This window comes from Paenibacillus sp. J31R30, assembly GCF_059692115.1.
On the sequence record NZ_JCAUAV010000002.1, the window covers coordinates 1,108,901 to 1,129,306 of the forward strand.

Annotated in this window: 17 protein-coding genes; 12 read left to right on the forward strand and 5 right to left on the reverse strand. The window is 43.9% G+C overall.

The genetic code is table 11. The features are described 5' to 3' along the window. The first annotated feature begins 4 nt into the window (after positions 1-4). Both AC58QO_RS10675 and AC58QO_RS10680 read left to right on the forward strand, forming a co-directional pair. Complete coding sequence (locus AC58QO_RS10675; RefSeq protein ID WP_497265268.1) at positions 5-1,093, forward strand: LacI family DNA-binding transcriptional regulator; 1,089 nt, start codon at positions 5-7, stop codon at positions 1,091-1,093. 18 nt (positions 1,094-1,111) lie between these two features. Continuing rightward, complete coding sequence (locus AC58QO_RS10680) at positions 1,112-2,983, forward strand: RICIN domain-containing protein (RefSeq protein ID WP_497265269.1); 1,872 nt, start codon at positions 1,112-1,114, stop codon at positions 2,981-2,983. A 98-nt stretch (positions 2,984-3,081) separates the two neighbouring features. Here the strand turns inward: AC58QO_RS10680 and AC58QO_RS10685 are convergent, their stop codons facing one another. Continuing rightward, positions 3,082-3,957: an AraC family transcriptional regulator gene (locus tag AC58QO_RS10685; protein WP_497265270.1), complete on the reverse strand. Its 876-nt coding sequence runs from the start codon at positions 3,955-3,957 to the stop codon at positions 3,082-3,084. Between the two features lie 319 nt (positions 3,958-4,276). On the opposite strand from AC58QO_RS10685, the gene fdhA reads away from it, so the two are divergent. The 8 genes from fdhA to AC58QO_RS10725 all read left to right on the forward strand — a co-directional run bounded on the left by fdhA (position 4,277) and on the right by AC58QO_RS10725 (position 13,801). Further along, complete coding sequence (gene fdhA, locus AC58QO_RS10690; RefSeq protein WP_497265271.1) at positions 4,277-5,491, forward strand: formaldehyde dehydrogenase, glutathione-independent; 1,215 nt, start codon at positions 4,277-4,279, stop codon at positions 5,489-5,491. Between the two features lie 79 nt (positions 5,492-5,570). Further along, positions 5,571-6,761 (forward strand): metallophosphoesterase family protein, encoded by a 1,191-nt coding sequence (locus tag AC58QO_RS10695; RefSeq protein WP_497265272.1) that lies wholly within the window; start codon positions 5,571-5,573, stop codon positions 6,759-6,761. Positions 6,762-6,880: 119 nt separating this feature from the next. Further along, complete coding sequence (locus tag AC58QO_RS10700; protein ID WP_497265273.1) at positions 6,881-7,786, forward strand: aldo/keto reductase; 906 nt, start codon at positions 6,881-6,883, stop codon at positions 7,784-7,786. Positions 7,787-7,803: 17 nt separating this feature from the next. Further along, the gene (locus AC58QO_RS10705; RefSeq protein ID WP_497265274.1) at positions 7,804-8,949 is read left to right on the forward strand and encodes a glycoside hydrolase family 88 protein; all 1,146 of its coding nucleotides are present in this window, start codon (positions 7,804-7,806) and stop codon (positions 8,947-8,949) included. A gap of 13 nt (positions 8,950-8,962) precedes the next feature. Then, positions 8,963-10,897, forward strand: a complete 1,935-nt coding sequence (locus AC58QO_RS10710) for a DUF8034 domain-containing protein (protein ID WP_497265275.1) — start codon at positions 8,963-8,965, stop codon at positions 10,895-10,897. Positions 10,898-10,926: 29 nt separating this feature from the next. Then, the gene (locus AC58QO_RS10715) at positions 10,927-11,811 is read left to right on the forward strand and encodes an amidohydrolase family protein (RefSeq protein WP_497265276.1); all 885 of its coding nucleotides are present in this window, start codon (positions 10,927-10,929) and stop codon (positions 11,809-11,811) included. Further along, on the forward strand, positions 11,808-12,479 hold the full coding sequence (locus AC58QO_RS10720) for a hypothetical protein (protein ID WP_497265277.1): 672 nt from the start codon (positions 11,808-11,810) through the stop codon (positions 12,477-12,479). Before AC58QO_RS10715 ends, AC58QO_RS10720 begins: the two co-directional genes overlap by 4 nt. A gap of 182 nt (positions 12,480-12,661) precedes the next feature. Then, on the forward strand, positions 12,662-13,801 hold the full coding sequence (locus AC58QO_RS10725) for a cation:proton antiporter (protein WP_497265278.1): 1,140 nt from the start codon (positions 12,662-12,664) through the stop codon (positions 13,799-13,801). 68 nt (positions 13,802-13,869) lie between these two features. Here the strand turns inward: AC58QO_RS10725 and AC58QO_RS10730 are convergent, their stop codons facing one another. The 4 genes from AC58QO_RS10730 to AC58QO_RS10745 form a co-directional block, all read right to left on the reverse strand. Then, entirely contained in the window at positions 13,870-14,211 is a 342-nt protein-coding gene (locus tag AC58QO_RS10730) for an S-Ena type endospore appendage (protein WP_497265279.1), read from the reverse strand. A gap of 107 nt (positions 14,212-14,318) precedes the next feature. Continuing rightward, complete coding sequence (locus tag AC58QO_RS10735; protein WP_497265280.1) at positions 14,319-14,717, reverse strand: DUF3992 domain-containing protein; 399 nt, start codon at positions 14,715-14,717, stop codon at positions 14,319-14,321. A 166-nt stretch (positions 14,718-14,883) separates the two neighbouring features. Continuing rightward, positions 14,884-16,692 (reverse strand): sensor histidine kinase, encoded by a 1,809-nt coding sequence (locus tag AC58QO_RS10740; protein ID WP_497265281.1) that lies wholly within the window; start codon positions 16,690-16,692, stop codon positions 14,884-14,886. Continuing rightward, positions 16,676-18,277 carry a response regulator gene (locus AC58QO_RS10745; RefSeq protein WP_497265282.1) on the reverse strand — a complete coding sequence of 534 codons (1,602 nt, stop codon included), beginning with the start codon at positions 18,275-18,277 and terminating at the stop codon, positions 16,676-16,678. Before AC58QO_RS10745 ends, AC58QO_RS10740 begins: the two co-directional genes overlap by 17 nt. Before the next feature lie 227 nt (positions 18,278-18,504). On the opposite strand from AC58QO_RS10745, the gene AC58QO_RS10750 reads away from it, so the two are divergent. Both AC58QO_RS10750 and AC58QO_RS10755 read left to right on the forward strand, forming a co-directional pair. After that, entirely contained in the window at positions 18,505-19,473 is a 969-nt protein-coding gene (locus AC58QO_RS10750) for an ABC transporter permease (protein WP_497265283.1), read from the forward strand. A gap of 35 nt (positions 19,474-19,508) precedes the next feature. Next, positions 19,509-20,402 carry a carbohydrate ABC transporter permease gene (locus AC58QO_RS10755; RefSeq protein ID WP_497265284.1) on the forward strand — a complete coding sequence of 298 codons (894 nt, stop codon included), beginning with the start codon at positions 19,509-19,511 and terminating at the stop codon, positions 20,400-20,402. Positions 20,403-20,406: the final 4 nt, after the last annotated feature.

The following is a 20,406-nucleotide window of genomic DNA, read 5'->3' on the forward strand; positions in this document are numbered from 1 at the left end:
TATCGTGTCGAAGGTCTGTTTCAGAACAGGCCTTCGATCTTTCGCTTTTCATTTTGACGTAACGGAGAGTGAGCTCCTGGAAACCATTACAGTCTACGATATTGCTAGGGAAGCGAACGTTTCCGTCGCGACGGTTTCCCGCGTTCTCAATGATACTGCACCCGTTCGGACCTCGACCAGGCAGAAGATTATGGCCATTATCGAAAAGCATAAGTTTCAGCCCAACGCCTTAGCACGCAGTCTTGTGAATAAGAAAACCGGAATGATAGGCGTATTGTTTCCGGATAGCAGCAACATGTTTTTCCCTGAGGTGTTCGGAGGGGCAGAGAGAGCTGCGCAAAAGCTGGGATACACACTTTTTCTATGCAATACATTCAGCGATTGCAGCAGAGAATCCGAATATTTAAATTTGCTTTGTGAAAGGCAGGTGGATGGACTTATTATCATGGGCGGCCGTATTAACGCACGTCATTGCCCGGAGGCCCTTGTGCAGGAAGTGGTGGATATTCAGAAGAAAATTCCCATCGTGTTCATTAATGGCACCCTGCCAGGCCATCCGTGTCATCGTGTGAAAACGGACGAATTCATGGGCACACAATTGATTGTTCAGCATTTGATTGATCGTGGACATCGGCGGATTGGTTTCTTAGGCGGAAACGGGCAAACGACAACGACGATGGAGAAGCTGCAAGCTTACCGGCGTACACTGGAGGCGAATCATCTCTCTTTTCGCAAGGAATGGGTACGTTTAGGCGATTTCTCTATGTCCTGCGGGGTTAGACTCATGGATGCCATCCTGGAACTGCCGAATCGTCCCACGGCGATTTGTTGCATCAACGATTATGTGGCGATTGGTGCGATGAAAGTGGCTATAGCACGCGGGATGCGGATTCCTGAGGATATCGCCATTGCCGGATTTGATGATACGCAATTGGCCACGGCGATGAATCCGGAGCTAACGACAGTCTCGCAGCATAGTGAACAACTGGGTAAGCAGGCGATCTCGATTTTATCCAAATTGATTCAGAAAGAAAAGGTGAAGAAGCTGACAGTTCTGACGCCTAATCTCATCATTAGGCAAAGTACACAATGAGTAGGAGGGAATGAAATCATGAAGGTATTTGGAAAAGCAAAAGCTGCTTGGACATCCATGATGCTGATCTGCAGTGTAGGTGCGACGGTTGCTGTACCCTTGGCTAGTGCTGGCACCTATACGGCTACGGTCAATCCGAATAGTCAGTACCAGACATGGGAAGGATGGGGGACTTCGCTGGCTTGGTTCGCCAATCGAATTGGCGGAGCGCCTGATGCGGTTAGGAATACGTATGCGGATCAGCTCTTTAGTCCGAGCGGCCTTAATATGAATATCGTCCGTTATAATATTGGCGGCGGTGAGAACCCAGCGTACCCGAATAATATGGAGCTGCGCGCGCGAGTTCCCGGCTTCCAGCCCACGCAAGGGACGTATGATTGGACGAAGGATGCGAACCAACGTTGGTTCCTCCAAGCAGCGAAATCCAGAATTGCTGCGGGTGAATTCATTGCGGAATCCTTTTCCAACTCGCCGCCGTGGTGGATGACGATAAGCGGCAGTGTGACGGGTAATACCGGTGGGACGAATAATCTGAGAACGGATATGTATGATGCCTTCGCGGATTATTTGGTCACCGTAAATAAGCACTTCAAGGACTATTGGGGCGTTACGTTCCGAACACTTACGCCAACGAATGAGCCAATGGCTACTTGGTGGACATATGGCAATCGGCAAGAAGGCGCTCACTTCGATCGGCCTAATCAGGAGCAAATCATTCAGAAAGTTGCCGCAGCGCTAACGGCACAGGGTTCGCCAACAACTGTAAGCGCATCGGATGAAACGAGCATCGATGTTGGCAGGGATACCATCAACAGTTTCTCCGCAGCTACGAAAGCCGTCGTCTCCCAGTATAATGTGCATACGTATGGCGGGAGTGACCGGGTTGGTTTCAATAATGCCGCGGCAGGCAAAAAGATTTGGATGTCGGAGCATGGGGATGGCGATGCCTCGGGCATGCAGATGGCAAGATCGATCGTTTATGATTTGCGATATATGAAAAACGCGGGTTGGATGTATTGGCAAGCCGTTGATAGCGGGGGTTGGGGGATGCTGGATGTGAATGACCTCAATGACCCGAACTCCACCTTCACGGCTGTCCAGAACAAAAAATATTGGGCCATGGCACAATGGAGCAAATATATCCGACCAGGATACAAAATTATCGACATTCAAGATGGGAATTCCATTGCAACGTACGATACGGTATCCAAGAAAGTTGTCATTGTCACAATCAACGACAGCAGCGCGGCTAACACCGTAACCTATGATCTATCTGCGTTTAGCTCAATTACAGGTTCTGTCACAGGGACGCGTACTGTAACGAGCACGAGTGAGAACTTGGCACCGATCTCCGGACTGAGTCTCACGAACAAAACGTTTCAGCACACGCTTCCAGCTGGGGCGATAGCTACCTTCGTGATCTCAGGAGCTAATTTCACACCAAGCACAGGCCCAACGATCGATACGTCAGCCTACTATAAAATTATTGACCGCAACAGCGGGAAACTCATTGATGTCAACGGGGCATCTACAGCGAATGGAGCAGCGATTATTCAGTATACAGATAATGGCGGAACCAATCAGCAGTGGCAGTTCGTGGATGCTGGCGGCGGGTATTACAAGCTGAAGAATCGCAATAGCGGGAAAATCCTCGATGTGACCAACGCTTCCCAGAGTGACGGCGCCGCTGTCATTCAGTACACCGATAATGGTGGAACCAATCAGCAATGGAAGCCTGTGGATGCGGGGGGCGGTTATGTCAAATTCCAGAATCGGAATAGCAGTAAAATGTTGGACGTGAACGGGGCTTCGACCGCCAATGGCGCGACCATCGTGCAGAATACGAGTGGCAGCGGATTGAGTCAGCAGTGGCAATTAGTTAAACAGTAAATATCAAACTTAGGCTGATAGACAAAACAACAGACACATAGAATTCATTCTAAGTGTCTGTTGTTTGTTACCTGTTTCTATTTCTTATTGTTTGTTAGTTAATCTTCCTGTTGTAGTTTCTTTCTATATTTCATTGGTGTCGTGCCGACAAGCTTTTTGAAAGCCTGGCAGAAATATGGGAAATTGTTCATCCCCACTTCAATGCTGATCTGCTCAATCCCTTTGTTGCTTGCTATTAATAACTGACAGGCTTGTCGGACACGTCTGGCGAGAATATAATCCATCAAAGTAGCACCGGTTTCTTGTTTGAAAATACGTGATACATAATATTTGGATATATGCAGATGATCCGCTAACGTATCAAGTGAAATTTCTTCGGAATAATGCCCTTCAAGCCAATTCATGATTTTCTCGGAATAACGAAGTTGTCTTTGCGGATTGATGCCATTTTCAATGGGATTACCAAAGCCTATCGAAAAGAGAAATTGAAACATCTGCAGCAGAAGTATCGCGAAATTTTGCTGTTTGGCATCGAGCTGGTACATCGAAAACCCATTATGATGATGCTGAAATAATTGAGAGATAAAACTATTGTTATCTATGTGGTGGAGCACTTGTTCCTCGAGCTCATTTTTCCATAAATGCTGGAAATAAGTGTTCAAGACTGGAAATGAACTGAAATAGGGTTCAAATATGGACGGCTCCAAGGAGATAATCGTTCGTTCGAAAGGAGCATCCGGATGAACTTCAACCTGAATGTGATGCAGCTGATAGGGCTGTAGGTAGAGGAAGGTGCCGGCCTGAATCGTGTAGACTTTGCTATTTACTACAATTTGTCCATTGCCTTGATGCACATACAGAAATTCCATGCCCTGATGACAATGGTAGAACCCTATATAATGGTCAGTCGTTATCTTACGGTAGCTGAAACGATAGGGGATTTCATGTAAATCCACGTCTTCAAAGTATTTCATTTGGTGAATGCCTCCTGATGAGCTGCTTAGCATACTGTAACATGCTCTAGGAATCATAACAAGAAAACAACAATTTCATGTAAAACTACTTAACTAAAAGCAGCTTGTATGCTATATAATAATAATATCACTTTCGTCACTTGGCGGAAATAATGGTCCATTCACATATTCATACATTGATGCGATTAGATTCATGTAAGCGCTCCCGCACATCAGACCCTCGCTTGATTTGTCGTAATATGTATGGCTAGTAAGGTCCGCGGCAACTCAGAATTTACTAAAGTGAATGAAATTACACTTCATGTGGGAGGGATTTATCATGGCAGGGAATAGAGCCGTCGTGTATAACAAACCAGGTAGCGTAGAAATTCGAAATACGGATTATCCAGATCTTATTCTAAGAGATGGACCTGGTGTCAATCCATTAAACGTTGGGCGTAAATGTGATCACGGTGTTATTCTAAAAGTTGTAACGACGAATATTTGCGGAAGCGACCAGCATATGGTCAGAGGTAGAACAACGGCGCCTTCAGGTCTTATATTAGGACATGAAATTACAGGAGAAGTCATTGAAGTCGGACGAGATGTGGAGTTCATTAAAAAGGGCGACTTGGTCTCTGTACCTTTTAATATCGCGTGCGGACGTTGTAGAAATTGTAAAGAGCGAAATACCAACGTATGTCAGAATGTGAATCCAGATCGCGCAGGCTCTGCTTACGGGTATGTGGATATGGGCGGATGGGTAGGCGGACAATCTGAATATGTCATGGTACCCTACGCAGACTTTCAGTTGCTGAAGTTCCCAGATAAAGAACAGGCGATGGAGAAAATTCTGGATTTAACGATGCTTTCTGATATTTTCCCTACCGGTTATCATGGTGCAGTTAGCGCTGGCGTTCGTCCAGGTTCTACCGTTTATGTGGCGGGAGCAGGCCCAGTAGGCTTGGCAGCAGCACATTCTGCTCAACTGTTAGGAGCAGCAGTTGTTATTGTTGGTGATTTGAATGCAGAACGACTAGCGCAAGCGAAGAGCTTTGGTTGTGAAACGATTAATTTGCGTGAAAATAGCAATTTGGCCGAACAGATTGATCAGATTTTGGGCTCACCTGAAGTGGATTGTGCCATCGATTGTGTGGGATTTGAAGCTCACGGTCATGGTAAGGCACACGGAGAAGCGCCGGCTACCGTGCTTAACTCCATTATGGAGGTAACGCGCGCAGGCGGAAGATTAGGTATTCCAGGTCTATATGTAACCGGTGATCCGGGAGCTGTCGATGAGGATTCCAAAATTGGTACATTGAAAATCCGATTTGGACTCGGCTGGGCGAAATCCCATACTTTTGTTACTGGGCAGACGCCTGTTATGCAATATCATCGTGACCTCATGATGGCGATTCTCAGCGGCAGGGCGCAAATTGCGAAGGCCGTTAATGCGACGCTGATTTCACTGGATGAAGCGCCTCATGCCTATCAAGAGTTTGACCGAGGTGTATCTCGCAAATTCGTTATTGATCCACATGGACTTGTAAAATAAGATAAATGAACAAAAATAAGCTTCGATATCCACAAGCATCGTGGAGCTCGAGGCTTATTTTTTCAAGGGAGATAGAGAAATGGCGAAAAAACCAAAACTCCAGTTCGTAGTTATAACTGATACACATATGAAAGCCTCATTAGAGGCAGCAGAATCCCAAAATTTTGATCGGGCACTCAAGGATATCTTAGCTACTTCTCCGGAAAGTCACGGGATCATGCATATCGGTGATATTACAGACAATGGAGAACAAGCAGAATTTGATAAGATGGAACAGGTTTGGAAAGCGAACAAGGAGGGGCTGCCGCCAATCTACTTTACTTATGGCAATCATGATGTACGTTGGAAAGACTTTGACAAGCAAATGTCATTATTTACAACACATACCGGGATCAGCAAGAAGTATTATGATGTTTGGCTGGAGGGGTATCATTTCCTATTTCTTGGCACTGAGATTGGCTTGAAAGACTGCTCTTATTTATCAGAGACCCAGCTCATGTGGTTGGATCAAAAATTGTCTGAGCATGAATCGGCGGAGAAGCCTGCCTTTATTTTTGTACATGAGCCATTAATGAATACGGTCGCAGGGTCTCAACTCGAGTTCGGATGGCATGGGATTAGGCAGGACCGAGAGTTGAAGTTGATTCTCGCCAAACATCCGCAATCTATTGTATTTACTGGTCATACCCATTGGGAGCTTGGGGCTAGAGATACAATGTACAACACGAAGTATGCAACCATGTTTAATGCAGCTTCCGTAGCGTATTTATGGACAGATGAAGACGTCTTGAAAGAGGGTTCACAGGGATTTTATGTGGACGTTTACGAGGATAAGGTCTTGGTAAAAGGAAGAGATTTTGCTGCGAAATCATGGATTGCTGATGCAGAATATACAGTAAATCTCACAGGCGCAATTCCGGTGGTAGACCCTGTGGAAGATCCAGATCTTGCTCTCCGTCATCCTATGATGGTCATGAATAAATCTGTCTATCAGCCAAATGAACTCATCGAGGTTAGTTACATAGGTTCACTAAGAGAAGATGCCTTCGGTATTTTCATGAGAGGTACTAGTCCAAGTGAAACGGATCCCAAAGAGCCGATTGCATGGATAAAAACTAAAACGATTTCACAACCAGATGGAAAGCTGGTTTTTAGTGATTTGAATCTTTCTGAAGGAAGCTACGATATGATTTATTTGGGAGAAACGTTGCATACAGAACTGGCTCGCATGCCATTTGATGTAATTAATCCAAATTCTGGAGGCAGTTAGTTTTGAGGTAGAAGGTTGTGCAAAATAACAACATTTCGGTGTCAACCAGCAAAACTAAAAGATGAATATATACCCTATAATAGGGGTATCACTTACGAAAAAAATAGGATGTGAACAAAGTGGAATATACGACATTTGGCAAAACGGGAGCCCGGGTTTCGAAGCTAGGTCTTGGAGGCGCTCCGCTTGGCGGGGATTACGGTCCGGTCACAGATGAACAAGTAACTGAGGTGATCGATCGAGCTATCGAGCTCGGGATCAACTTTATTGATACAGCGCCATTATACGGAAGAGGAGAAAGCGAACGGCGCATTGGGCTGGCGCTTCAGGGGAAAAGGGACAAGGTGTTCCTCGCGACCAAAGCGGTCATGCGTGGAGAGGCGTATTCGTACGAAAACACGATACTTTCTGTAGAGAACAGTCTTAAACGCCTTGGGACGGATTATGTGGATCTCATTCAAATGCACGAACTTTCGGAGTTGAACTCGGAACTGGGTATGAATGAAACCATTCCTGCTTTTCTTAAATTGAAGGAGCAGGGGAAGGTTCGGGCTATAGGGGTTAATTGTTTACATCCATCCCTGTTGATTCCTTTTATTGAGTCAGGGCTTATCGATTCTGTTCAGACGTTCTCTCGCTACATGCTTATCGATTATTCAGCGATGGATGAACTGATTCCTGCGGCTAAGAAGCATAACGTAGCTGTTATTAACGGAAGTGTTCTGGGCATGGGTCTTCTTGCAGATGCTCCAGCACCATTTATGAAGAAAGATTCGATGATGTATCAAGAAGCGGAGCGTCGTATCCAACAAATAGCTTTCCTTCGGAAGACAGAGCCCAAAGGGTTGATTGAACCTGCGATGCGTTTCAGCCTTTCTAGTCCAGACATTGCGGTTACGTTAACGGGAACGACTTCGTTGCGCTCACTAGCTCTAAATGCAAGTTATAGCGATGGGGTTGGCTTACCTCAGGATGAATTGGATAAACTGTTAAGTTTATTTCCAGGTCAACCCATACAATGGTAATAGGGGGATATTAAAGAATGTCTAATATAAATGCAAGCGTTGGAACGGATGCATCACGTGCACCTTGGATCGATGAAGTTTGGGATAAAATCACCGGTAAAGTGGAAAGAATGAGTCATTCCATCGGCGCTGATTTTCCATATATCTCCTATGAAGGCAAGTATAATAGTGAAGAAGCGGACTGGTGGACAAATGGGTTCTGGCCAGGCTTAATGTGGTTGGCATATCGAGAAAATAAGAATGAGCATCTCAAAGAGACAGCGGCACAAATTGAAGCCTTGATGGACCCTGTACTTACCGACTTTTACCCGCTGCATCATGATGTAGGGTTTATGTGGAGCTTATCTTCCGTGGCGCAGTACAAGCTGCTTGGTAATGAAATTTCGAAGCGTCGGGCCATGACGGCAGCCAGTCATTTGGTTGGACGATACAATGCAAAAGGCCAGTTTATTCGTGCTTGGAACCAGCCGGAGCGGGTTGGTTGGGCGATCATTGACTGCATGATGAATCTGCCGCTGCTATATTGGGCAAGTGAAGAGTCTGGAGATCCACGCTTTAGACACGTGGCAGCGCTCCATGCAGATACGACCTTGCGTGAATTCCTTCGTCCAGATGGCTCGTCACACCATATCGTGTGTTTCGATCCTGAGACAGGTGAGAGACAAGAAGCTCTTGGCGGACAAGGCTACTCACCGGATTCAGCATGGTCCCGCGGAACCGCATGGGCGTTGTACGGCATGGCACTTAGCGCACGCTATACGGGAGATCAACGATATATCGATGCAGCTAAGCGTTCAGCGCATTTTTTCCTGGCGAATGTCCCCGAAGATGGCTTGCCGCCATGGGATTTCCGAGCTCCTTGGGAAGAGGGAATGGCGATGGACTCAAGCGCGAGTGCCTGCGCAGCCAGTGGTATGCTGGAGTTGAGCTTGCTAGTGCCGAAGGACGAGTCTGAGCTATATCGAAGTGCGGCTGAGAAACTGATTTTTAAATTAAATGCAAAATATACGACCTGGAACGATCCAAGCGAGGAAGCGATTCTTCGAATGGGTACGGCCAACCGTCCTAAGCAAGCGCACGTGAACAACCCAATGATCTATGGTGACTATTTCTTCGCTGAGGCCGTCTGCAAGCTGCGCGGCGTACACGATACATTCTGGTAGGAGGAAGCATCCAATGACACCAACGAACAAAACCAATTCTTTGGCCGCTGGCATCCATGTGCGGGACTCCTGGACAGCGCCAACTTGGGCGCTTACGGAGCGGAAGTTAATTGATACATTGAACGAGGCAGCGGTTGAATATGTGCGCCGTTATACACGGGAGGACGGTACGATCGTCTGGCGTGAAGATTGGCCAGGGATGGACGGATCGGATGATCCGTATGAAGCATTTATGAATTTATCCCTGCTGTATGCACTTGGGGGCAATGAGGAAATTCTAAGGTTGTCCCGCCTTATGTATGATGCGATTACTTGGCAATGGACGGAATATGGTCAGATTCATAACGAATTTGATGCGTACTATGACTGGATGCATCATGGCGAGGGATCCTTATATCTCTATTTCTTAGGCTTGTCCGATCCACATTCATTGAAGAATAGTCAGCGAGCGGTCAAGTTTGCCGAGCTGTATACCGGTAAGAATCCCGAAGTACCGAACTATGATGCTGATCGCAAATTAATGCGTTCGCCAATTACGGGTAGTAAAGGTCCGCGCTTCCAAATGACGGAGGAGGACTGGGTAACACATCGTGGCGTGTTGGATGATTATTTGGCACCGTTCGAGGATATTCCCGGTGTGGACTTCGCCAGCGGGAAGTGTAAGTGGTCAGACGATACGATTTATGGTGAAATCATCACCCGAATGAATGAACGCAAAGCAAAGGGGGATGTCCCGCTGAATTTGAACGCAACGGGGTTGATCACGAATGCGTTCATGTACACGGGTGATGAATCTTATCGGCAGTGGGTGCTGGACTACTTGTCCGCTTGGGAAGAGCGTACGCTTCGTAACGGCGGGTTAATTCCAGACAACGTCGGATTAAACGATATCATTGGGGAGTACAATGAAGGTAAATGGTGGGGCGGGTACTACGGTTACCGTTGGCCGCATGGTTTCATGTCCATCATCGAGCCTCTTACTAACGCTGGGATGAACGCTGTACTCCTGACTGGTGATCGGAGTAAGTTAGATTTGGCACGTTCACAATTGGACCGTAACTGGGATCTAGGGAAAGAAATCAATGGGAAATGGCATGTTCCCCATAAGCATTTTGATGCTGGTTGGACAGACTACCGAATCTCGGTTCCAACCTACCCAATCTATTTATGGACGATATCGATGGCCGAGGAAGATGCGGCACGTGTTGACCGTATTCCTTATGAAGATCATTTCCGATTGATCGATATGCCAACCATTTCAGGCCGAAATCCGGTAACTCGCAAGGAAACCAAGCATTATATTGCGAATACAGTACCTTGGTACTTATATATGAGAGGGCAATTCCCAGATTATCCAGAGCGTATTTTGCAGCAAAATCTGGAGCTTATCTCGATTCAATTGGAGAAGCTTCGCTCGCCAAAGGGGGATCCAACCAGCTGGGATTGGGATCATCCTTACAGTATTCATGAGTGGCAGGAATATTCTCCTGTCTATTTCGAAGGCTTACTGCAAATGATGTTAGGTGCTCCAATGCACATTTCTCACGGCGGACTACAGCATGCCAGAGTGCGTTATTTCGATGCTGACCGTAAACGATGCGGCCTTCCGGAGGACATCGGTGCTTTGGTTGAAGCGCTAGGCGACGAGTTTGTCACTTTAACGCTTGTGAACCTGTCGGCATTTCATGAACGTGCACTGGTTGTACAAGCGGGCAGCTTTGGTGAGCACCAGTTTACCTATATGGAGAACTTTAATCAAAGTGGACAAAAGGTGGTTGAGGGTGAGCTTGATACGAATTGGTTACCCGTCACTCTTGCACCTGGGGCAGGCGTCCAATTGAAACTAGGTATGAAACGTTATGTGAATCAACCGACCTACGAGACGCCGTGGAGTGCAGAAGTCGCAGGCGGGACGGCGAAACGTATTCAAGGCCGTAACTTAGGATAGTGAGTAAGAATAAGGAGTGAATGTCATCCATGACATCTATTCGTCAGTCATCTAATCGTGATGTTAACCATACCTATATTGATAGCCATGTCCACTTCTGGAAGCTGGAGAGAGGCGATTATCATTGGCTGAAGCTGAGTAATTCTGTTCTTTATCAGAATTATTTACCATCGGACCTGTTAGGTCTTGAGGCTGCTGATGCCGCACGCGGATTTATCGCGGTGCAGGCGGCGCCGACTGTGGCTGAGACAGAATATTTGCTTGAGCTAGCAGGTGAAAATGAGCGAATCCTCGGTGTCGTAGGTTGGTTGGATCCATTAGCAGATTCATTCGCAGACGTCTATCGACGATTACGTAACAACTCGCGATTCGTTGGAGTTCGATTGGACCGTGCCGTTTTCTCACAATGCACGGAGCAACTGCCTGGGCTTCTTATAGAGAATCTTCGACTTCTGGAAAAATATGGATATTCTGTCGACCTGCTGATCGGACCGGAAAATATGCCAATCGTGCTTCAATGCCTTAAACTTGTCCCGCACTTAAAGGCCGTTATTAATCACCTAGGCGGTCCACCTATTCGTACGGGTGAACTAGAGCCTTGGTCGGCATACATCGACGAGCTATCCAAGTTCCCGAATGTGTACTGCAAGTGGTCCGGTATGATTACAGCCGCTGGTGGGATGAATCTCGAACTGCTAACGCCCTATATCCGTCACACTGCGGAACGTTTTGGCCCCAAACGCCTAATGTTCGGCAGTGATTGGCCTGTTGCCTTAATGGCGGGTACTTATCAAGACGTTGTTCAATTATTCGAGCAGCTGCTGCCTGAACATTGGAGCGATGAGGAGCGTGCAAATGTACGCATGCACAATGCGAGAGTGTTCTATTTTGGCAATGAGGACAGCGAAATATGATTCAAAGACACCTCTATTACTCGCAACTTCGCAAAGGGTTGGCGAACGAATTTAAGCAAATCATCAAGACAAATACATCAGCGCTGTGTGAAGAGTGGGCTGGATCAGGGCTATCCAATTTAGCCGTTTTCTCATGTGATCTGTATGTTTGTGTCTATGCAGAGGTATTGGGGGGCTCGCGTGCGCCAGATTGGGATTGGCCCATGTCTTTCGAACGTTACCTAGAGAAGTGGCCAACTGCACCTAATCAAGTAGGTAGTTTAAGTCAGACTCTGCATAGGCTTTCAATTCCAATGATAGATGTCTTTCATGATGGGCTGCCTATGGACGCTGATTCCTGGCACAGTGGCCGAACCATCGAAGATCGTGTAGGTTCGATCGCAAGATTGAAACCGGACATGGTTTCGAGCTATATCTTTTATCATTATCAGAAGCAAGAAGAGTCCCCGGATAGCTTTAATTCAAGCTACATGATCGGTTCATTTGGCCAGATATTATTTTCCTATTATGAGTTGCCTTCTAGGATTAGCTCAATGAAACGACAAGGATTGCTGAGCACCAAGAATTCTCCGGATAATTGGCACGAGATCATGTATCCTCATTTCGAGCCTTGGGAAGATGCATTAGAAGGTCAACAGTTGTGGCGTAAAATGACAAGATTACTGTGAACCTGTTGGTTGAAATGTTAAGAATTCTAGGGTATAGTTATGAGAAATAATTAAATAAGATCGACTTGGAGGAGCCTGTCATTGACGGGCTCTTTCTGTCGTTTTTAGAAGAGTCCGTGAATAGGCAAGCTGTTTTTTCCTAAACCTACCAATGTGGACATGGTGCGAAAGGTGTGAAACACATGGAATTTCTACTTTATTTAGTACTAATAATCTTATCAACGAAAGTGGCAGGTGATTTGTCGGTTCGAATCGGGCAACCTGCCGTGCTGGGAAAGCTTATTGCAGGAATTATTCTGGGACCTGCACTTTTAGGATGGGTTCAACCAAGTGAATTTATTTCCCATTTTTCAGAAATTGGTGTTCTGTTACTCATGTTCATAGCAGGATTAGAAACAGATTTGGATAAGTTGCTAGGCGATTGGAAGTCCTCCTTCGCGGTAGCCGTTGGAGGGATCATCCTTCCTTTTATCGGCGGATACGCCATTTCTGTTGCACTCGGCCTTTCGAATTCACAATCACTTTTTATCGGCTTACTGCTCTGTGCCACTTCTGTCAGCATCTCTGTTCAAACGTTAAAGGAGATGAATCAATTAGACTCCAGAGAGGGAACGACAATTCTGGGTGCAGCTGTTGTGGATGATGTAATTGTTGTTATTCTACTTGCCGTTATGATGAGCATACTTGGCACAGCAGGAGATACTTCTATCGGTTTTCTAATTATGAAAAAGGCCGTATTCTTAATCGCCATCGTTCTACTTGGATGGTTTATTGTTCCGTACATCATGAAAATCTTCGCACGTCTTAACATTACTGAAGCTGTCATGAGCGCCTCGCTTCTTATTTGCTTCGCATTTGCTTATTTTGCTGAAATGATGGGTGTTGCTGGCATTATTGGTGCATTTGCAGGTGGTATTGCCGTTTCGCAAACCAAATACAAGCACGATGTAGAAACGAAAGTTGAACCGATCGCCTATACGTTGTTTGTCCCTGTTTTCTTTGTGAGTATTGGATTAAATATTACATTTACAGGCTTGGGTAATCACATTGTGTTCATTCTACTCGTAGCTATTATTGCAATTGCTACAAAGATGCTTGGGGGAGGGCTGGGAGCCCGCCTAACTGGATTTAATTTGCAATCATCACTGGCTATCGGATCAGGAATGGTGTCTAGAGGAGAAGTGGCACTCATCATCGCCGCGGCTGGATTAGAATCGGGACTTCTGTTAGAGGAGTATTTTACTTCGATCGTAATGGTGGTCATTCTGACTACCTTGATAACTCCGCCTCTGTTGAAGCTTTCTTTTCGAAAATCAAGTTAAGGAAATGAAAAAAAATCCATCTCCAATGAATGCGAATGGAAGGATTTTCAAGTAATTTTGTTTTAACGCTAATATACCCGCTTATACAAATTAATACAGTACTTTCCTGACTGGCCGGCGTCTGGTGAGACCACTAACCCAGTAGGATTGAGAACGGATCTACTTACCGTTGTAAGTGCAGGTACACTAAAGATCAGATCTGTCATACCTTCTCGATGAATAGTGACGTCGTCGATTGAGGTATTGCTCGCATTAAATACTTCAATCGTACCTTGAAAATAGTCACTTACACCACTTGGATCAACCTGCCATAGCGTTGCTCCGGCACCAATGATAGGTCCAGTGAAATTACCACAGATATTCTCTTGGAAAATTTGAGCGGTAGGACAGCAAGAAGTAGACTTACACATACAATACACTCCTCCCATAGCATAGACAAATGTGTTATCTATGATATAGGATGCAAATTTTAGGATTCTGCAACGGATAGTAGCTGATAGTTTGCCTGATTTGTTGTTTATTCTTCCTCTTCGCAGTGTTTATAAGGGCTAGCATAGTGAAGATTGATGCAGTATTTTCCAGTACAGTTAGTATTTGTGGTATCCGCGGCGCATTGAACTTCCAGTTTATGCAAACGAGGAACAGTGACAGATCGGGTCTGGTTAGGAAATACCTTGAATGTAAATACACCATTGATAAATGCATCTAGATGGTCAGTACCGCTAGCCAAAAAGATACTAACTGTCCCGAAAGCGGGAAGTTGTATGATTTCCCATAGAACGGTACGATGTGCCGATTTACGATCTATATAAATATTTCCGCAAATTTCGTCCTTCACCAATTCAATTGTACCCTCGCAACAATCGAACTGATCAGCCAGATCAACGAATGCCTCTGATTCAACTTCTTTGGTCATATGAATACCTCTGTTCAACGTGGAGTTTAACATTACACTGAACTACATTGTATGTTGAAAGTATTGTCCTTGTTTCTGGATTTCCATTTTATTGGAAAATCAGATGCCGATGAAAAAGAACCTGTCCTGAAAGTATCGAGGGCAGGTTCTTTGATGTTGGAGTAGACTACTCGATTGCATCTGTATCGATATGTTCCGGAATGACAATGAATACTGCCGTACCCTTGTGAAGATTTCTGGTAAGGAATACGCCGTATTCCTCCCCAAATAGTAATTTGATACGTTGGTTTAAGTTTTTTAAACCAATATGCTTTTCCTCCAAATTAACCCCGCTATACATACTCTGTTGAAGCTTATTAAGCTGAGCATCAGGTATTCCTATGCCATTATCGGATACAGTGATTACAAGGCCATCTGAGGTACGTAACCCTGTAATGATAATCTGACCTGGGTTGCGTGTAGGAATAATACCGTGTTGGAAAGCATTTTCCAATAAGGGTTGAATGGAAATTTTTAAGATGTGGCAGCTCAGAATACTTTCTTGGATTTGCCAGATTACGTCGAACTTGTTCGGATACCTGGCCTGCATGATCCCCACATATTGTTTGGCATGCTGGATCTCATCTTGGATATCCGTTAAAGGATTGTCCGTATCGAGACTACGGCGTAATAGATCAGAAAGCGATGTTACCATATTGGATACGGTATTGTGTCCTTTCGTTAACTCAATCGCCAAATATTTAATCGTTTCCAAGGTGTTGTATAAGAAATGTGGTGTTGTTTGGTTCTGTAAAGCGATCGTTTGCGCTTTACGCAAGGAGTGCATACGCAGTTGAAGCTCTTGTTCTAAGCCTTTCTTCGCATCTAGGGTTCGGAAGATTGAATTGGTTATCGTTCTGACCTCATTCCATTTACTTTTTTCGTTGGAAGCCATGAAGGGTTCTAATTTCTCCTGATCTTCAATCATGGACATGATCTGATTCACTGGTGAGAACGTCTTGATGGAGATGACTAACGAAACAATCAAGACAATGATCGCGCCTATGCCAAAAAATAAATACAAAAATGTGCGGAGATCTTTCATTTTTTGTTCGTAATTTTTTAGTGGTAATAGCGAGATGTAAGTTAACTCGTTATCCCCTGAAGGAAGCACGGACAAGATATATTTTTGTCCAAGAATCGTCTTAATGGATGAGTGAGGTTCACCGATATGGGTAAGGACATCAGCTGCATTCAGAAGAGCTACGCTATGGATATTAGCCATGAAATCATTGCGATTCTGGCTGTACAAGACGACATCTCCGTCGACGATATACGTGTTTTCGAATTGTTCCGTTGTTTGATTTAAAAATTTACGTAGCTCTTCGATATCGATATTCGCGGTCACCGCACCAATTTTATTCTCATAGAGATAGGCGGGACGAGTGAAAGAGATGTAGAACGGATAAAGATCATTTCGTTTTCGAAGATCACGATAGGAGATGCTTTTTTCCATTTTTTGATAAACCGTACTGTACCAGCTCTTGTCATCGAATTCGAGTAGAGAAGAGTCTAAGCGATTGGAAAGTATGTACTGATTCCTCTCCGAGAACACGTATAAGGAATCAATATACTTAAAGGAACGAGTGTACATCGAGATCTTTTCATGTATGGATTTCATTTTGACGGTAAGATTGTTACTGGCAGTATCTGTTAACATGAAGGACGATACATCATCTTGGAAAATCATTTCCAATGAGATATGTTCCATTTGTTTGAAGATATTATCAATACTATCCTTCACACGGTAGAGGGAGTTCATGTTAACGCCGCTGACTTCCGTCTCAATGGCCTTATTCATCTGCCAGTACATAACGATACTTAAACCTGAGAACGGGACGATAACGAGTAAGAAAATATAGATTAAGCTCTTGATAAATAGGCTTTGGAACTTGTACATACGCACAGCTTGAATTAAATTACGGTTTGTTTTCATGGTTTGCACCTTTATCTTGCAGGCTCATTTGACGAACATAATCCTTCGGGCTGACGCCAGTCGCTTGCTTAAACAAGCGAGTAAAGTACTTACTATTGATATAGCCTACTTTTTCCGTAATCTCATTAATCTTGTATTGCCGAGATTCGAGCAACTCAATCGCTTTCTGAATACGCAATTGGGTTAAATAATCAATATAATTGATTCCGGTTGTTTGTTTGAAGATTCGACTGAAGTAAATGTGATTTAAGAAAACGTGATTAGCCACCTCTTCAAGTGATAAGTCACGATGAAAATTAGCGAGTATATACTTCTGCGCGGCATCTACGATCAGCTTCGCATTGGTTTCTTTGGAAGATACATTAAGTACCATGAGATCGCTTATGTACGTCTTAGCCCACTTGCGTATGTCCTCCAACTCATTGATTTCGATGACTGTATGGTAATTGTGAGCGGTCTCATGAGGTGTTTTCCCAAGTAATCCTCGATCGGAATACGAGCGAAATACCATCGCAAATAGGTCCATAAGTAATCGATGAACAAACGTGACAGGCAAATCGCGAAACTCGTCAAGGAATCGGTCAAGTAAACTCATCGTTTCTTCTTTTTGACCATCGGTCACATTGGCTAAGAATACTTTGTACTTTTCTAAGAGCTTCTCATATTCCTCTGGCGCTAACCGATCCTTACCTCGCGTTTCTTCATAAACGAGCTTTAGTGGTTCACTGAATCGAGCTAATTCAATAAGTGTACGGAACGTCGCAGTCAAGTGATATCGAATCGCGATATCAAAGTTGTTCTGAATATGAGAAATAATTGCATTTAATTCCAGGATTAACTGCTCGTGAAGTACTTCTTGGTCAATTGCATAATTAGGAAAAGCTATTAATTTCAACCCTTGATAATCATTGAAAACAGCTTTATATATGAAATTGCCATTCTCCGCATGGAAAATGCTTTTTAACGAGTAAGTAAGTTTTTCTCGTTTCATAGTTAGCTTCTCAGGCGCACATAGCTCTAGTTCAACTAAAGCGCAAGGGCACTGTGCAGGATCTAAGGTAAGGGATAACAAGTTGATTCGTTTATGAAGCTCGTCTGTATTCCTTAACGCCCCCATTACTAGGTCCGTATAAAATTGTTCTTTCAATAGAGGAAGCAGTTCATGGAAGCGAACAGATTGCTGCTGCTGATTCAGATGTTGCGTCTTTTGTTTGTCCATCTTTTGTTTTAAAGCTTGGAACACTTCTGTGATTTCATCGTATTTGGTTGGTTTTAATAAATAATGTTCGACATTATATTGTATGGCTTGTTGCGCATAGTCAAAATCCTTGTATCCGCTAATGATAATGACACGAATATGGGGGAATTCTTCGTAGATATGCTTAGCTAACTGGAGACCATTGATCTCTGCCATTCGAATATCCGTTAGCACGAGGTCAACCTCATGGGTTTTTAAGAATTCGATAGCTTCTTTCCCATCCTCGAAATCGGCAACGATTTGAAAGCCAATGGCTTCCCAATCCAGGAAATACTTTAATCCCCTGCGAACAATCTCTTCGTCGTCAACCAGAACAAGCTTGTACATGAATCTTCATCCTCTCGATGTTCTCAAGCCATTATAGCTCAAAGTGACTTACATATAGGAGTCTTTCTATGGAGATAAGCATAATGAGTTGAAAAAAGTGACTTTTATTGCTTTTAGTATCCGTGGTTTGTCGAATTGCGCAACTTCGTAGCCGTATGTTTAATTTGGCTCCCTATTCAATGATACACCTATTTCGTAAAATTAAGTTACGAAGAGGGGGAAACATTATGAGAGATACGGTTATAAATAAGATGCCGGAAAAAGCAGTCGCTAAGTCGTTCAGGAGTAACTCATTTAAACGATTAGTTAAAGAGAATATAGCCTTATTTGCCCTAACCTTACCGGCAATCCTATATTACCTCATTTTTCACTATACGCCGATGTTCGGTATCATACTTGCGTTTAAAGATTATAAGTATAGCGATGGCATCTTCGGGAGTGCTTGGATCGGATTCAAAAATTTCGAATACTTCTTCACATCCATGGATGCATGGCGGATTACAAGAAATACAGTAAGCTATGCTGGCGTTTTTATTATCTTGGGTAATATAGCAGCTGTCACAGTTGCGCTCTTACTGTTTGAGGTTCGTGGGAAATTGGCATTGAAATTCTATCAAACCGCGATGATTATGCCGAAATTTTTGTCATGGGTACTAGTTGGGTATATGACGTATGCGTTATTCAATCCTGGTTTAGGTTATTTCAATCAATTGATTCAATTATTCGGATTTGAGCCCATAGATGTTTATTCCAACGCCAAGTATTGGCCTTTCATTATCGTCTCTGTCGAAGTTTGGAAGACGGTAGGATTAAGCTCCATTATTTATTACGCAGCCTTAATGAGTGTTGACCCGGAACTGTATGAAGCCGCTAAAATTGATGGTGCAGGAAGGATTAGACAAATATTCGCTATTTCACTGCCTGCGCTAACACCTGTTTTAACCATCATTATCATCTTAGCAATTGGTAATCTATTTAGAGGAGATTTCGGTTTATTTTATCAAATACCAAGAGATATCGGCGTGTTGTATCCAACGACGGATGTCATTGACACTTATGTGTATCGTGGATTAAAGGTAGGGGACTTCGGTATATCGGCTGCTGTAGGATTGTTCCAATCGGTGGTTGGACTCATCCTGATCTTGATCAGTAACTTCATTGTATCGAAAGTAAGACCAGAAAATGCATTATTCTAATTGTGAATAATTGAGTAAGTAGGAGGCGGTTAAGAATGCCTAAGTCATTCAGGGCTAATATTGGTAACACTTTGCTACATGTGTTCATGATTGTATTCAGTTTAGCGTTCATTATTCCATTTCTTCTAGTTATAGCCGTCTCATTCTCCAATGAGGAATCATTGTTGAAATATGGGTATAAGTTAATCCCAGTCCAATTTGATCTTGAGGCCTATCGCCTTATATTTGGAAAGCCACAGCAAATCCTATATGCCTATCTAACAACGTCCGTTCAGGCAGTAGGTGGAATGATTTGTGCATTGATCGTCATGTCCACTTGCGCTTATGCGCTGTCTAGAAGAAGTTTCAAGTTACGTAGACCCATTACCCTCTTTATTTTCTTCACGATGCTGTTCGGTGGTGGGCTGATTCCTAGCTATATACTCATTACACAGTATCTTCATATCAATAATACGATCTTGGTGTATATTCTTCCAACGCTTGCTAATGCTTTCTATATCATAATATTACGTACATTCTTTCAAGGTTTACCCGATGCTTTAGTTGAGTCGGCCAAAATGGATGGAGCCAGCGAATTTCGAGTCTATTGGCAAATTATTCTTCCGCTGTCTAAGCCAGCTCTTGCAACCATCGCTTTGTTCGTTCTGCTGGACAAATGGAATGATTGGTTTACATCCTTAATTTATATCCGAAATGAGAAGCTGTACACATTGCAATTTCTGTTGCAACGAATCTTATTGGAAATGGAATTCCTTAAAAATTCACTTACTTATGACGTGAATATAGAAAATATAAATCTATATAAGCTGCCGTCTGAATCACTTCGATTTGCTATGGCAGTTGTAGCCGCAGGACCTCTTCTACTGGTGTTTCCATTCTTTCAAAAATATTTTTCAAAAGGACTTACGGTTGGAGCTGTAAAAGGCTAATCAC